Origin of the sequence: Bacillus sp. FSL R5-0439, assembly GCF_038008805.1 — a bacterium.
Classification (GTDB): domain Bacteria; phylum Bacillota; class Bacilli; order Bacillales; family Bacillaceae; genus Bacillus; species Bacillus safensis.
The window spans coordinates 597,594-609,678 of sequence record NZ_JBBOZW010000001.1 but is presented as its reverse complement, the minus strand read 5'-3'; the positions used below and the strand labels follow the sequence as shown (position 1 = coordinate 609,678).

13 protein-coding genes are annotated in these 12,085 nt (G+C 38.8%); 4 read left to right on the top strand and 9 right to left on the bottom strand.

What is annotated here, in order from left to right; translation table 11 throughout:
- Window positions 1-36 precede the first annotated feature (36 nt).
- From NST59_RS03030 to groES, 5 genes are all read right to left on the bottom strand, one after another.
- Entirely contained in the window at window positions 37-1,716 is a 1,680-nt protein-coding gene (locus NST59_RS03030) for a DUF2075 domain-containing protein (protein ID WP_260627228.1), read from the bottom strand.
- 81 nt (window positions 1,717-1,797) lie between these two features.
- Window positions 1,798-2,127: a nucleotide pyrophosphohydrolase gene (locus NST59_RS03025; RefSeq protein WP_047202830.1), complete on the bottom strand. Its 330-nt coding sequence runs from the start codon at window positions 2,125-2,127 to the stop codon at window positions 1,798-1,800.
- 26 nt (window positions 2,128-2,153) lie between these two features.
- On the bottom strand, window positions 2,154-3,623 hold the full coding sequence (locus NST59_RS03020) for an MrcB family domain-containing protein (RefSeq protein ID WP_341040033.1): 1,470 nt from the start codon (window positions 3,621-3,623) through the stop codon (window positions 2,154-2,156).
- A gap of 258 nt (window positions 3,624-3,881) precedes the next feature.
- A complete protein-coding gene (groL, locus tag NST59_RS03015; RefSeq protein WP_024424467.1) occupies window positions 3,882-5,516 on the bottom strand; it encodes a chaperonin GroEL in 1,635 nt (544 codons plus the stop codon).
- Between the two features lie 56 nt (window positions 5,517-5,572).
- Window positions 5,573-5,857 carry a co-chaperone GroES gene (groES, locus tag NST59_RS03010; RefSeq protein ID WP_024426730.1) on the bottom strand — a complete coding sequence of 95 codons (285 nt, stop codon included), beginning with the start codon at window positions 5,855-5,857 and terminating at the stop codon, window positions 5,573-5,575.
- A 229-nt stretch (window positions 5,858-6,086) separates the two neighbouring features.
- Between groES and NST59_RS03005 the strand changes: the two genes are divergently transcribed.
- Genes NST59_RS03005 through NST59_RS02995 form a run of 3 tightly spaced genes read left to right on the top strand, consistent with a single transcriptional unit; the run spans window position 6,087 to window position 7,695 of the window.
- Window positions 6,087-6,821, top strand: a complete 735-nt coding sequence (locus NST59_RS03005; protein WP_058837872.1) for a CPBP family intramembrane glutamic endopeptidase — start codon at window positions 6,087-6,089, stop codon at window positions 6,819-6,821.
- Window positions 6,818-7,012, top strand: coding sequence for a YdiK family protein (locus NST59_RS03000; protein ID WP_003213897.1), 195 nt, complete (start codon window positions 6,818-6,820; stop codon window positions 7,010-7,012). Before NST59_RS03005 ends, NST59_RS03000 begins: the two co-directional genes overlap by 4 nt.
- A gap of 56 nt (window positions 7,013-7,068) precedes the next feature.
- Complete coding sequence (locus NST59_RS02995; RefSeq protein ID WP_260775383.1) at window positions 7,069-7,695, top strand: NUDIX hydrolase; 627 nt, start codon at window positions 7,069-7,071, stop codon at window positions 7,693-7,695.
- Window positions 7,696-7,734: 39 nt separating this feature from the next.
- Here NST59_RS02995 and tatC read toward each other — a convergent pair whose 3' ends face one another.
- From tatC to moaC, 4 genes are read right to left on the bottom strand one after another with little or no spacing between them, the layout of a single operon-like run.
- Window positions 7,735-8,493 (bottom strand): twin-arginine translocase subunit TatC, encoded by a 759-nt coding sequence (gene tatC / locus NST59_RS02990; protein WP_098676753.1) that lies wholly within the window; start codon window positions 8,491-8,493, stop codon window positions 7,735-7,737.
- A gap of 6 nt (window positions 8,494-8,499) precedes the next feature.
- A complete protein-coding gene (locus NST59_RS02985; RefSeq protein ID WP_008355689.1) occupies window positions 8,500-8,679 on the bottom strand; it encodes a twin-arginine translocase TatA/TatE family subunit in 180 nt (59 codons plus the stop codon).
- Between the two features lie 27 nt (window positions 8,680-8,706).
- Complete coding sequence (locus NST59_RS02980; RefSeq protein WP_008355687.1) at window positions 8,707-9,360, bottom strand: redox-sensing transcriptional repressor Rex; 654 nt, start codon at window positions 9,358-9,360, stop codon at window positions 8,707-8,709.
- A 15-nt stretch (window positions 9,361-9,375) separates the two neighbouring features.
- Window positions 9,376-9,867, bottom strand: a complete 492-nt coding sequence (gene moaC, locus NST59_RS02975; RefSeq protein WP_039176857.1) for a cyclic pyranopterin monophosphate synthase MoaC — start codon at window positions 9,865-9,867, stop codon at window positions 9,376-9,378.
- Between the two features lie 138 nt (window positions 9,868-10,005).
- Here moaC and NST59_RS02970 point away from each other — a divergent pair, with 138 nt between their 5' ends.
- Window positions 10,006-11,928: an ABC-F family ATP-binding cassette domain-containing protein gene (locus NST59_RS02970; protein WP_106025833.1), complete on the top strand. Its 1,923-nt coding sequence runs from the start codon at window positions 10,006-10,008 to the stop codon at window positions 11,926-11,928.
- Window positions 11,929-12,085: the final 157 nt, after the last annotated feature.

The following is a 12,085-nucleotide window of genomic DNA, read 5'->3' as shown; positions in this document are numbered from 1 at the left end:
AATCCTCTATTTGCAACCCTCTTCCTATAGCTAACTTTATTGGCTTTTCCTAACAACCTCCTGCAGGTACTTATGCATATTTGGGTTTGTTGCGAATACATAACAACCGTTTATACCACGTGATAACAACACATAATAGATGCGTTTTATATAAGATTTTAATTCCTCGTTATTTAAGTCAGTACCTTTAATTGGGAGACCATTTCGATCCTTATACTTTTCCGGATTGACTATAATTTTTGCTTTGTTTAAATCATAGCCCCCATCTTCTTCGCCAGCATAATCGCAATCAATTTCCTCCCCCAAAATAACTCCAACATAATTCAGATCTGCACCTTGGGTTGTATGAATACAACCTATCTCCTCTACGCTATTTTCTTGATTAATCCAACCTTTTGTTTTGGAATTCCATTTAAATCCTTCACCTGTAGTAGGATCTGTAATATCATGTAGATTCTTATCCTTCTGTGTAGCCCATTTCCAAGAGTAACCTGCAACAACACGACACAGTTCATGTTCATTATTCAGTTTCTTTACTGCTGCGTACAATTCTGAAATGGAGTCCATTACCTTAAAGTCATAGCCCTTCAGCAACCCTTTTTCATAAACACCGACATCATTAGCAATCTGTAGATATTTACGCAACCATGCTAAATATTGATCTCCAGACTTCAAACGAAACTGTTTACGTAAAATATAATTTTTATAATCAGCTGTCATTTGTTTAAAGCGAGCGGTATCTATATCCGCTGGTCGAATAGTTTGATACTGATCATACACAACCGTTAAATGATATGAATAGTCTGAAATCAATTCTAACTCCGTTTTATGACCATCAGCAGTGATCAAATGTTTCAAATCTCGAGCTTGCTTACCGAAATATTGCTTTAGACGATGCGCTTCATCTACAAAAACATATTTATATTTATCATCTTTACCTTTTGCCTTTTTAATAAATTGTGAAGGCGATAGTACGGTAATACCATGCAAACCAACTTTTCGAATTAAGTCTTTATATAAACCTAATGAATGGTTTTGAGGAATCACAAGTGCCACATCTTCACGATCTAGATCTTCACGATCCTTACCAGTTGTTTGGTCATAAATGAGTGCATATAAAATATTCGTCAATACTATTGTTTTACCTGTGCCTGGATCTCCGGTAATCAGATGTCGACTTTCTGATGTAGTAAGCATTGCTTCTATGATGTCTTGGCAGACTTCAATTTGATTAGCTGAGAGCACCTTAAAGGGTGAGTATTTATAGATAAATTTATTATGAATTTCCTTTAGCTGTTCACTAGCAATTCCTTCTTGAATAAGCTTATCCCAAATTTTCACGAACATGTTATTTACATCTTCAATGCCGTTGTAAGAATGAATATTCTGCCCTTTAATTTTGTTAAGTAGATTAAACTTACCATCAGCTAATAAATAATCGATTAAAAGAGTTTCGATGTGTTTAATTGAGCTTTCGTTAAACAGTTCACTTTTAATAATAATGATCTCAGTAAATGTTTTACTAATATCTTTTAAATGTGCAGAAAAGCGACCGTATATGTCTGTAGACTTTCCTACATATAGATTTTTCTTATCACGTTGAATATAAACCACTGGCACAGTATCTATATCAAAGTCTTTAAAATCAATTTGTTCAAATTCCTTGCGTGATTTCTTAACCACTTCAAATGAAGATAATTTTGTCGGGAATAACATCAGGATCAACGACTCACTTTCATAATTAACTTCTTGAATAACATTGCTGCGTACTCTGTTTAAAAATGTAACAAATCTCTCCTACAATTCGTTATATTTTGTTTTTCTCCCGAAGGATTTTTCCACTGGATATTTTTTCGCATTCATTTTTAATTTCGAATGAACTGCATCTTCTAAATCAATATCCAACCTGTCACATAGGAGGAGCAAATATATCATGACATCAGCAACTTCTTCTCTGATTTCCTCGATTTTAGTTTCAGTTGCTTCTACGCTGGACTTCCATTGGAAATTTTCAAGTAATTCTGCTGCTTCTAGGTTTAAGGAAATTACTAAATCCTTTGCATTGTGAAACTTCCCCCAATCTCTCTCATTCCGAAAATGCAATACAGCTTTTTTCAAATTTTCCATTATTATAAACTCCTCTCCGCCTATACTTAGTTCCCGATACCATACATTTTACGTAGTTCTTTAAAACCTATCTCAATACCTATTGCCTCTAATTTCTCACGTCGTTCATAAAATAGCTTTCTTAGTATGTTCTCTTTTTCTTCATCTGTACCATGATGAATCTGACGATGACACGTAGGACATAAGGCTAAAAGTTGCGATTCCCTATCCAAATTTACATCAAACTCTCCCTGATACTTCATTGGCACTAGATGATGCATTTCCAAATATCTTTTCCCAGTAACTTTCGAAGTAAATGAAGTATGCGAATCATCGAAGGCACACTTATATTCGGATAAACGAAGCGCTCTTGCTGCAACTTGAGCATCTCTTGGCCAACGTTCCTTTCTTGATTTATCAAAAACAGGATTTGGTTTTGGCAAAGGAATATCCTCAGTCTCCAATTCTGCCATTGAATTCTTTTCTGCTTCCTTTACCTTTTTATCAAGGGTTGACTGCACACTATCTTGAAAATCCTCTTCTTGATATTGGTCCTCTTCTAAATAGTGACCATCATCACTTAACAACAAATAGTCATTAAATTGATCTACAGATCTTTCCCCCATCATATATTCAATTTCTTTGTAAGAAGTCAGCAATTCTTTAAGGTCACTGATAAGTTCCTTTGAACTAGGCAAATTATTTGCACTATATAGACGCCCGAAAATATGGCCATTTTCGTAACCTTGCGCTAGGTCCCCTCGTCCTCCTAAAGTAATTGCTGTTGCAGTCATATTAACTGGTGCAATATTTAATTTTTTCTTAATGATATTTGCAGTCGACCGTATTTTTTCACGACCCCATTTAGTACCATACTTGTTCTTAAAATAAGTCCATCCTTGGTTCAAGGATATATATACACCGCTCATATCTGCTTTGAACAAGTAAACAATGTAATAACCTCTTTTAGCTGTTGAGGTGATATCTCTAATAAATATTGAAATCCATGGTATTTCCGCCCATTGTCCTTGTCCAACTGAACCCACTATAAAGAATTGATTTTCATCTAATTCTGCCTCGTTAGCAATCGTGTTCTTAATGATATTCCGTACATGGTTACCCATTTCATGATTCTTGAACGATTCAGATCTTGCTTCTTGGTAATTATCGAGTATATATTTTAGTGCCTCTCGAATGCTTAGCTCACCTTCTCTTTGGTAGGTGTTTTTTTCTGTATCTTCCAATGAGCGATTAAGCATTGTATCAATTGATACTCCAAAATAGTCAGCTACCTTCACCAGAAATTCACTGTCTATTTTCTGATCTCCACTTTCCATCTTTGAAAGAGATGTAAAAGGAACAGCTAAATCTCCAGCCAATTCTCTCAGCGTTAGCCCTTTTGATTCTCTATAAAAACGTATAACAGACCCTAAACACTCATTAAACGCTGCCACATCAATCACCTCAATCAGAATAATATAATCATCATACCAGTTTTTCTCCATAAACCTCAACATGAATTTTTCTCTTTTAGAAACAAAATAACTCCCACTTATTATACTGAATCCAATAAATCAAAAAGACATTAGTCATAAAGAAATGTTTATTTACAAGTCACAAAAAAATGAAAAAGAGGCTTCCCAAAAGTTCAAAGAACTTATGGAAAACCTCTAATTTAGACCTGTATTGAAGTTAATGTTACTCTTTCGTTATCCTGGTTACCTTAAGAATAATATAGGTCTAATCCCAATTTTAATGGGATTCAGGAAGCATGATTACATCATTCCGCCCATTCCACCCATGCCGCCCATATCCGGCATTCCGCCGCCTGAGCCGCCTTCTTCTGGTTTGTCAGCTACGACTGCTTCAGTTGTTAGAAGCATTGCTGCTACAGAAGCTGCGTTTTGAAGTGCAGAGCGAGTTACTTTTGTTGGGTCAACGATTCCTTTTTCGATCATGTTTACCCATTCGTTTGTTGCTGCGTTGAAGCCTACGCCAATTTCTTCGTTTTTCAAGCGCTCAACGATAACGGATCCTTCAAGACCAGCGTTGTGAGCAATTTGACGAATTGGCTCTTCAAGAGAACGTAGAACGATGTTTACACCTGTTTGAACGTCACCATCAGCTTCAATTGAAGCGACTTTGTTGTATACATTTACAAGTGCTGTACCACCACCGGATACGATACCTTCTTCAACTGCTGCACGAGTTGAGTTCAGTGCATCCTCGATGCGTAGTTTACGCTCTTTTAGTTCTGTTTCAGTTGCAGCACCAACTTTGATGACAGCGACGCCGCCAGCTAGTTTTGCAAGACGTTCTTGTAATTTTTCTTTATCGAATTCAGAAGTTGTTTCTTCTACTTGTGCACGGATTTGGTTCACACGTGCTGCAATTTGAGCAGAATCTCCTGAACCTTCAACGATTGTTGTGTTTTCTTTTGTCACAACGACTTTAGACGCGCGACCAAGCTGACCGATTTCAGTTGATTTCAGGTCAAGTCCTAGATCTTCTGTGATTAATTCTCCGCCAGTTAGAACAGAGATGTCTTCAAGCATTGCTTTACGACGATCACCGAATCCAGGTGCTTTTACTGCTACTGCGTTGAATGTACCACGAAGTTTGTTCACAACAAGAGTTGCAAGTGCTTCGCCTTCTACATCTTCAGCAATAAGCAATAATGGTTTTCCTTGTTGTACAACTTGCTCAAGTACAGGAAGGATTTCTTGAATGTTTGTGATCTTTTTATCTGTGATTAAGATGTAAGGATTTTCAAGAACTGCTTCCATCTTATCAGAATCTGTCACCATGTATGGAGAAGCATATCCGCGGTCAAACTGCATACCTTCAACCACTTCTAGCTCAGTTGTGAAACCTTTAGATTCTTCAATTGTGATAACTCCGTCGTTGCCAACGCGCTCCATCGCTTCAGCGATTAGGCTGCCGACTTCTTCGTCTGCTGCAGAAATAGCCGCAACTTGAGCAATTGATTCTTTACCTTCGATTGGTTTAGAAATCTCGTGCAAGCCTTCAAGTGCTACTTTTACTGCTTCTTCGATCCCTTTACGAACGCCAACAGGGTTTGCACCAGCTGTTACGTTTTTAAGACCTTCACGGATCATCGCTTGAGCTAGAACTGTTGCAGTCGTTGTACCGTCACCAGCTACGTCGTTTGTTTTGCTTGCAACTTCAGCAACAAGTTTTGCACCCATGTTTTCAAATGCATCTTCTAATTCGATTTCTTTTGCAATCGTTACACCATCATTTGTGATAAGTGGAGAACCGAATTTTTTCTCAAGAACCACGTTACGTCCTTTTGGTCCTAAAGTTACTTTCACAGCATCTGCAAGTGCATCTACACCACGTAACATCGCACGACGTGCTTCTTCACTGAACTTAATATCTTTTGCCATAATAACGAAACCTCCTCAGTCTTTTTAAAAATATATCTCAATGCTTTTTTATGTGATTAACCAATAACAGCTAAAATGTCGCTCTCACGAAGGATTAAATATTCTTTTCCTTCATATTTCACTTCAGTGCCTGCATATTTTGAGAAGATAATGCGGTCGCCTGTGCTTACTTCTAACGCAACGCGCTCACCACTTTCAAGTACACGCCCTGAACCTGCTGCAACAATTTTACCTTCTTGCGGTTTTTCTTTTGCAGAATCCGGTAACACAATACCGCTAGCGGTTTTTTCCTCAGATTCAACGAGTTCAATGATTACGCGATCGCCTAATGGCTTTAACATAAGAAACAACCTCCTCAATTTTTATATGTAGTCTTTTTTAGCACTCATCACCAGTGAGTGCTAACACATTTATTATAATAAAGAATGTCTTCTGCAATTTCAAGTGAAAACCTTTAAAAATTTTTACGCTTTCACGATCTTTTTGAATCTCAGATTCTTTCCTTTTCATCGTAAAAGAAGACTTGTGTTACAATAAATTTAGTTCTTTTAGTAAAGGGGTTTTCGTTACTTGAAAAAACAATATTGGTACATCATCTTAACGTATATATTGGTACAGGTATCTGCGTTTCCTTATTTTCTCATAATGAAATGGCTGGGATTCATTCAATCACCGATGACTCAAACAGAGCTTTCAAAATTATCAGGAACGTGGACAATCATCAGTTTCTGTATCGGATTGATCATTATTCTGCTCATCCTTCGAACCGTCCCAAAAGCTTCACTGCGAAATGAAGCGCCAGCTTCAATCGGTTCTGCTATCGCATGGATCATTGGCGGTTTCTTTCTTTCTCTCTTTGCACAATCAATTGCGGGGGCGATTGAACAATATGCATTTGGCATTGGACGAGAATCTGAAAATACCCAAAACATTTTATCCATTATGGATGCCGTTCCTTGGCTTGTGATCGTCATCGCCCTGATTGGACCGATATTAGAGGAAATCATTTTCCGTAAAATCATCTTTGGTGTGATTTATGAAAAAACGAATTTCTTCATTGGAGCACTTGCCAGTTCAGTGGTTTTCGCTGCTGTACATTATGATTTTCCCCATATCTTGCTCTATACCGCAATGGGCTTTACCTTTGCCTTTTTATATGCGAAAACAAAACGAATCATTGTCCCAATCGGCGCTCATATGCTGATGAACTCACTTGTCGTTCTTGTGCAGATTGAGCCAGTGAAAAAAATGATTGAAGAACAATCTCAAACCATGCAAATGATTATTGGAGGCTTTTTCTCATGAGAAACCCAGTCGTATGGGGCATCATTTATTTTGCCGTAGGTGTGGCTTTCACCTATATGGCCATTCAAAATCCAGGTGACATGTGGTCATTTTACAGCATTTTGCTGATGGTGTTTGCGGCCTATAATATCAATATCGCGCTTAAAATGTTTGCCTTCTCTGTCAAACTCAAAAAACAGCAGCAAAAATAAATCAAAAACCATTTTCCGCGTTTGGAAAATGGTTTTTTTATGGAGGATGTAACTTCATGGAACATGAAAAACTTCGTTTCTTCAATGATCAGCATGAAACCATTGGAGCTGCCGCTCGTTCAGATGTCCACGCCCAAGGTCTTTGGCATGAAACATTTCATTTCTGGCTTCTTAAAAAGGAGCTTGGCACCGTGTATCTCTATTTTCAGCTAAGGAGTCCTGCAAAAAAGGATTTTCCTTCACTGTTTGATATCACCGCAGCAGGTCACCTTCTCGCAGATGAACAGCCTTCTGATGGCTTAAGAGAGGTAGAAGAAGAACTTGGTCTTTCTATCCTTTTTGAGGACCTTACTTATACAGGAATCATAAAAGATGAAATTCACCTGCCTTCTTTCATCGACCGTGAGTTCTGTCATGTGTATCTTTATATGAATGAAGAAAAGCACATGGAAGTTCATCTACAGAAAGAAGAAGTCGCTGGTCTGTACAGAGCAAAGCTGCTTGATGCACAGCAGCTTTTAACAGGATCATGTGAAAGAATTCGTATCGAGGGCTTTATAGTTGATGCAAACGGAGAACGACGTGAGGAAAGCATCGAAGTGGGTATTCATAATTTTGTCCCGCATGAGCCTGCCTATTATGAGCACCTCTTTCACACGATCAATCAATTTCTTACACAATAGAAAAAGCATCGTGATCCCTTATTGGATCATGATGCTTTTTTATGAAACATAATGTTTTTCTTTCTCCTCTGTTTGCTGCATTTTGCGGTAGGTCACTCTTGAAATGATAATGCTCACTTCGTATAAAACGAGCATTGGCAAGGTGACCATGAGGTGAGAAACAAGCTCTGGCGGTGTAATGAGTGCGGCAATGACAAGGAGGACAAAATAGGCATACTTCCGTATTTTTGATAAAAACATCGGTGTGATGATGCCGAGTCTTGTGAGAAACATCAACACGACGGGCATCTGAAACAAAAAGCCAAATGGAAGTGTTAGCTGCATTAGAAATGTAAAATACTCATGAATCCCAATGACTTGCTCTACATTTAAATCATTCGACATTCGCATCATAAAATCGACGACAAACGGAAATAAAATAAAGTAAGAGAAAGCCACACCGCTCAAAAATAAAAGCAGTGCAATCGGAATGTAAGCAAGTGTCACCTTTCTTTCTTTCTCATATAAGCCAGGACTCACAAACGCCCACAGCTGATATAAAATAACGGGACACGTCAAAACCAAAGCAATGACAAATGCGAACTGCATAAACACGTACAGTGGATCTGTAAGTTTAAATGCATTCAGCGTCAGTGTTGCCGCTTCATCGGTATTTTGTAAATACACAATGACCGGCTTAGCGAGAAAAAAACCAGCCACCATAAAGGCGACAAAAAACATCGCAATGATCACTAGGCGTTTTCGCAGTTCCACAATATGCTCCATAAGCGGCATATCTTTGACATTCATGAAGCTCATCCTATTCTACTGATCTTCTTTTTTCTTTTTTTCTTCCTGATCATCAGCTAAGCCTTTTGTGGCATTTTTGAATTCACGTAATGTATCTCCTGCTGCTCTTCCTAATTCAGGAAGCTTTTTCGGCCCAAAAATAATGAGCGCTACAATCGCAATCAGAATCAAACTCCCAGGACCGATCGGACCCATTTGCTCCACCCCCTTTACCCCTTTTCGTCAGTCCTCCTGCGTAACAGAGTAATGCTTTAAGAAATACACAAGAGACTGAAGTTCAACCGCCAAATCTATATGATGAATTCGAATGTGTTCCGGCACATTCAATCGAGCCGGCGTAAAGTTAAGGATTCCTTTGATGCCAAGGGCAATCAAACGATCTGTAATGGATTGAGCTGCTACGGCAGGTACTGTCAAAATTGCAACAGGGATATCTCCTACCTCTTGAACATGCTCTTCAAGCTTATCCAAATCATAGACAGGCACGCCGCCTATCTCACTTCCTATTTTACTCTCATTGACGTCAAAAGCCATTGAAATTTTTGTATTATTATTTTTTATGAAATTATAGTGTAAAAAAGCAGTCCCTAAATTCCCGACACCGATGAGCATGACATTGGTCATTTCATCTTGGTCAAGGGTCTTTCTGAAGAAGGTCAAGAGATAATCGACATTATAGCCATACCCTTTCTTCCCAAGTGCACCAAAGTAAGAAAAATCTCGGCGAATGGTAGCAGAATCCACTTTGACTGCATCACTAAGCTCAGCTGATGACACCCTTTGTTTTCCTGATGCATGCAAATTTTTTAAAAAACGGTAGTAAAGCGGCAAACGTTTGGCTGTCGCTTGTGGAATTTTTGACTGATCTATATTCATATAAGGTCCTCCAACTTAAATATCAGATGCTCTGTGAAAATCACCGTTTTTCCCGCCTGTCTTTTCAATTAGATAGGTTGGACCGATGATCATGCCTTTATCAATCGCTTTGCACATATCGTAAACGGTCAGTGCACATACTGAAGCAGAAGTGAGCGCTTCCATCTCCACACCCGTACTTCCTTTTGTTTTCACCTGTACTTGTATGTTCAGGATGTGCGCATTTCCGTCTTCCTCCCAATTAAAGGAGATATCCACGCCTTTTAGTGCAAGCGGATGACACATTGGAATGATGGTAGATGTTTGCTTTGCTGCCATGATGCCAGCAACCTGTGCAACAGACAGCACATCCCCTTTTCCAATTTCATGCTGTTGTATTTTATGAAACACTTCTTTTATCATACGAACACTTGAAACAGCAACGGCGGTTCTCACTGTAGACGATTTGTCACTAATGTCGACCATCTTTGCTCTCCCCTGTTCGTTAAAGTGGCTAAATTGACTCATCTTTCAACGCTCCCTCACTCAAATGATACACTATTTTTTCCTATCTGTCTTTCATTTGAATATGGCGATTGTATGTAACATTTGCCGGTTTACTGCTGATAAGCTACACTTAACATATTATAGCAGAGGTGAAGTTACATGATGATTCTACAAGTGAATCAGCTGTCCAAATCGTTTGGCGCTGATACCGTTTTAACGAATATAAAATTGGAAGTCAAAGCAAGGGATCGAATTGCCATTGTAGGTCGTAACGGCGCAGGCAAATCCACGCTTTTGAAAATCATTGCCGGTCAAATGTCTTACGAGCAAGGTGAGATCATCAAACCAAAAGACCTATCGATCGGCTATTTAGCACAGCATACCGATGTGACGTCTACACGTACGCTAAAAGACGAATTATTATCGGTTTTTGATCATTTAAAAGAGATGGAACAAGAGATGAGAACCATTGAGGAGAAAATGGCTTCTTCCACAGGTTCTGAGCTGGAAGCCCTTATGAAAACCTATGACAGGCTTCAGCAGGAATTTAAAGATCAAGGCGGCTATCAATATGAAGCAGATGTCCGCTCCATTCTTCATGGACTCGGCTTTAGTCATTTTGAAGATGAGACAACCGTCCAATCTTTAAGCGGCGGCCAGAAAACCCGTTTAGCACTTGGAAAGCTCTTGTTAATGAAACCAGAACTCTTAATTCTGGATGAGCCGACCAACCATTTAGATATTGATACCTTATCATGGCTTGAGCAGTATTTGCAAAATTATACAGGTGCCATTCTCATCGTGTCCCATGACCGCTATTTCTTAGACAAAGTCGTAAACCACGTCTATGAAGTCTCAAGAACTTCGATGAAAAAGTTTGCAGGGAACTATAGTAAGTATCTGGATCTGAAAGCAGAGCAGCTCGAGCGGGATATGAAACTATACGAAAAGCAGCAAGAAGAGATCTCAAAGCTCCAGGATTTCGTGGACCGTAACCTGGCAAGAGCCTCCACCACAAAGCGCGCTCAAAGCAGACGCAAACAGCTCGAACGGATGGATCGTTTAGATAAGCCTTTAGGAGATGAAAAATCTGCAAACTTTCATTTTGATATTACGAGACAAAGCGGCAATGATGTACTGAAGGTACATGATCTCGATATTAGTTATGATGAAAAAACACCGCTCCTATCCTCTCTTTCTTTTCAGATTAAACGCGAGGATAGTGTGGCACTCATTGGTCCTAACGGGATCGGGAAATCAACCCTTTTAAAAACGTTAACGAACACATTAACACCAGTAAAAGGCGACATCACTTTTGGATCTCATGTCACGATCGGCTACTATGACCAAGAGCAAGCCAAACTGACATCCTCGAAAAAAGTGCTAAATGAGCTTTGGGATGATTATCCTCATATGAATGAAAAAGAAATTCGGACATGTTTAGGAAATTTCCTCTTTTCAGGGGATGACGTTTTAAAGCCTGTCCATGCATTAAGCGGTGGAGAAAAAGCACGCCTTGCGCTGGCAAAGCTGATGCTTCAAAAAGCCAATTTCCTTATTCTCGATGAACCTACAAACCATCTGGACTTAGATAGTAAGGAAATTTTAGAGAATGCACTGATCGATTATCCAGGAACCATCTTATTTGTTTCGCATGATCGTTATTTCATCAATCGTCTGGCAACGAAAGTATTTGAGCTGTCGCCTACAGAAACTAAAGAATATCTCGGTGATTATGACTACTACCTCGAAAAGAAAAATGAACAACTAGAGCTGAAGGCACTTCAAGAAAATGAACCGGTTAAAAAACAAACTGCCCAGCCAGCAGAAACAACAAAGCTTTCTTATGCGGAAGAAAAAGAACTGAAAAAGAAAGAAAGACAAAAGCAGCGCAGGATTGAAGAAATTGAAAAACGGATTGCTGTCATTGAAGACAAGCTCGGTGAAAATGAAGAGCTGTTATGTGATCCTGATATTTTTCAAGATCACGAGAAGGTCCAAGCCATTCAAACAGAAAATGATACGCTCAATCAAGAGTTAGAATCACTTTTTGCGGAGTGGGAAGAGCTGTCAGATTCTTAAAGAGTGCCCTAAAGGGTACTCTTTTTTCTTTCAATGAAAATTTATTATCCACAACGATACCCACAATAACTTCTTGATTATTCTTAAACACTTTAGACTTATCCACTTTATCCACAGTGTTTTAATCACATATCCACAAAAAAGGTCGTATTTATAC

Excerpts from the sequence above, each read along its gene's own strand:
- NST59_RS03030 (WP_260627228.1), bottom strand. The coding sequence starts at position 1,716 with ATGTTATTCCCGACAAAATTATCTTCATTTGAAGTGGTTAAGAAATCA.
- NST59_RS03025 (WP_047202830.1), bottom strand. The coding sequence starts at position 2,127 with ATGGAAAATTTGAAAAAAGCTGTATTGCATTTTCGGAATGAGAGAGAT.
- NST59_RS03020 (WP_341040033.1), bottom strand. The coding sequence starts at position 3,623 with ATGTTGAGGTTTATGGAGAAAAACTGGTATGATGATTATATTATTCTG.
- groL (WP_024424467.1), bottom strand. The coding sequence starts at position 5,516 with ATGGCAAAAGATATTAAGTTCAGTGAAGAAGCACGTCGTGCGATGTTA.
- groES (WP_024426730.1), bottom strand. The coding sequence starts at position 5,857 with ATGTTAAAGCCATTAGGCGATCGCGTAATCATTGAACTCGTTGAATCT.
- NST59_RS03000 (WP_003213897.1), top strand. The coding sequence starts at position 6,818 with ATGAGAAACCCAGTCGTATGGGGCATCATTTATTTTGCCGTAGGTGTG.
- NST59_RS02995 (WP_260775383.1), top strand. The coding sequence starts at position 7,069 with ATGGAACATGAAAAACTTCGTTTCTTCAATGATCAGCATGAAACCATT.
- tatC (WP_098676753.1), bottom strand. The coding sequence starts at position 8,493 with ATGAGCTTCATGAATGTCAAAGATATGCCGCTTATGGAGCATATTGTG.
- NST59_RS02985 (WP_008355689.1), bottom strand. The coding sequence starts at position 8,679 with ATGGGTCCGATCGGTCCTGGGAGTTTGATTCTGATTGCGATTGTAGCG.
- NST59_RS02980 (WP_008355687.1), bottom strand. The coding sequence starts at position 9,360 with ATGAATATAGATCAGTCAAAAATTCCACAAGCGACAGCCAAACGTTTG.
- moaC (WP_039176857.1), bottom strand. The coding sequence starts at position 9,867 with ATGAGTCAATTTAGCCACTTTAACGAACAGGGGAGAGCAAAGATGGTC.
- NST59_RS02970 (WP_106025833.1), top strand. The coding sequence starts at position 10,006 with ATGATGATTCTACAAGTGAATCAGCTGTCCAAATCGTTTGGCGCTGAT.